This window comes from Hyalangium gracile, assembly GCF_020103725.1.
In the GTDB taxonomy this organism is placed as follows: Bacteria; Myxococcota; Myxococcia; order Myxococcales; family Myxococcaceae; genus Hyalangium; species Hyalangium gracile.
In genome coordinates this window covers 1-1,731 of the sequence record NZ_JAHXBG010000068.1, presented here as the reverse complement: position 1 = coordinate 1,731, position 1,731 = coordinate 1, and the positions used below count along the sequence as shown (strand labels likewise).

Here is a 1,731-nt window from a genome sequence, read left to right as displayed (position 1 = left end):
GTGCAATGGCACAAGCTGGACGAGCTCATGCCCTCGCGCGGAGCGGGGGGCTTGCGCCTGCGCCAGGTGATGGCTGACGGCTTTGAGAGCCAGGCCCGGCTCGAACGCGTCCGCACCACGGTGGTCTCGGCAGTCCTCGACGTGCTGCTGGTGGGCACCGTGCTCAAGACACGCGCCGCGGGCCCAGCGGCGGTCGAAGCAAGCACCTCCGAAGCCGGGGCAGCCTCCGTCGAGGCGGGGAGGCTGGCGCTGGCCGGAGTGGAGACACGTCTGGCGGCCGAGGAGCTTCCCGCGCTGGAAGCACGCATGGTCGAGGCCGAGGCGCTGGAGGTGGGGCCTCGCTGTCCGGCTCGCCTGGACGCGCTCGACCGCTCCCGCCCTGTCAGCACCCAGCCTCCTTCGAGCGTGGGAGCCGACAGCCCACGGTGGACGAGCTACGTGGCCTACTGGGGCCGACGCTACGAAGAGCTCGCGGGGACGCGCCCCCTTCCTCCAGGACGTACCGAGGTGAAGCCTCCACTGACGTGGGAGGCCTACTCATCCCTGCTCGGCAGGTTCCAGCGCTCGCTGGAGTTCCAGCGCAGTGCGGTACGCGTGCTTCAGCAAGTCCAGGAGCCCGGCGGCAACAGGGCCTGGGTGCCAGACATGAAGCGGCCGCTGGTCACGGAGAACATGGGGTTGAAACATGAGGGCAGCAGCACCCTCACCTACGCGGATGCACTCGTCGTGGATGATGCCACGCTGAGCGCGGGCATGCGGCCGAACATCCACTCCTTCAGCATGAAGCAGCGCGACTTCGGCGCCCTGAGCCAAAGAGAGGCGCTCACTCGAGTGAATATCGATGCCCGTGAGGCACAAACGAAATACGGCGGAACGGTCGAGGTACGAAGGCCTGACCACCCTCTCTTCAAAGAGAAAGTGGTCGTCAACCAGGTGCATCTCATTTATGACGGGAGAAGTCTCTCGGCAGACCTCAAGAGGGTTCTCAGCAGCGAAGCAGCCGCTCACGAGGTTGAACTCCACTTCCATGTCCCCTGAAGAGTGGAACAAGTCCGACAGCTTCCTTCTCAATCTTTTCTCGTCCATCAACCCACTGAGCCCTGGCATCGAAGGACTGGAGCCAGTGCTGGACGTCATCGAATCATTGGGCGAAGAACTCCGCCCGGACGAGATGCATCTCCTGGGCCCACGCCTGAAATATTCGCGCCAGCTCCTGCGTAAGCGGCTCCACGAGGCTCAGGGTATCAACACCACAACCATCATCCTGGGGCGCTCCCAGGCACCCGAAGTCATCCTCACGCTCAGGTCCAGGACGGACAAGAAAGGAGCCCCCTTCTCCGTCGAGTTGGTTCTGGCCCCCCTCTCCTTCCTTCGCGAGCCGGGCCGGGGGGCTCAACGAGCAGAGCACATCATCGCTTTCGTCCGTGCCATCGCTTCTCGCCTCCCGCTGTCTCACGGTCTGGGCCATAGCCGCACCGACTTCTGGCTGAGCAGCGATCCGCTCGCGAAGCACCCTCTCGCTACCCCTCGAATCGAGGAAGTCTTCTGGCTCAACGTCTATGGGCCTCGACTGGTGGAGGAGCTCGGTCGCCAGCGCGTGCTCACCACCCCATGCGCTCACATGGAGGAGCTACCCCACGGCGCCGTTCTCTTTCTCACCCGTCCCACCCCCGTCGACTTCGACTCCGAGGAGGCTCGGCTCGCCCAGGCCCGTGCCCTCGTCCACCTGCG

At 64.9% G+C, this 1,731-nt stretch carries 1 protein-coding gene and 1 pseudogene; both read left to right on the top strand.

Annotation, left to right across the window (positions count from 1 at the left end):
* The first annotated feature begins 51 nt into the window (after nucleotides 1-51).
* Entirely contained in the window at nucleotides 52-1,038 is a 987-nt protein-coding gene (locus tag KY572_RS46800; protein ID WP_224250314.1) for a hypothetical protein, read from the top strand.
* Nucleotides 947-1,731: pseudogene (locus tag KY572_RS46795) on the top strand (DUF3396 domain-containing protein); the annotation flags it as partial. The gene KY572_RS46800 and the pseudogene KY572_RS46795, both read left to right, overlap by 92 nt.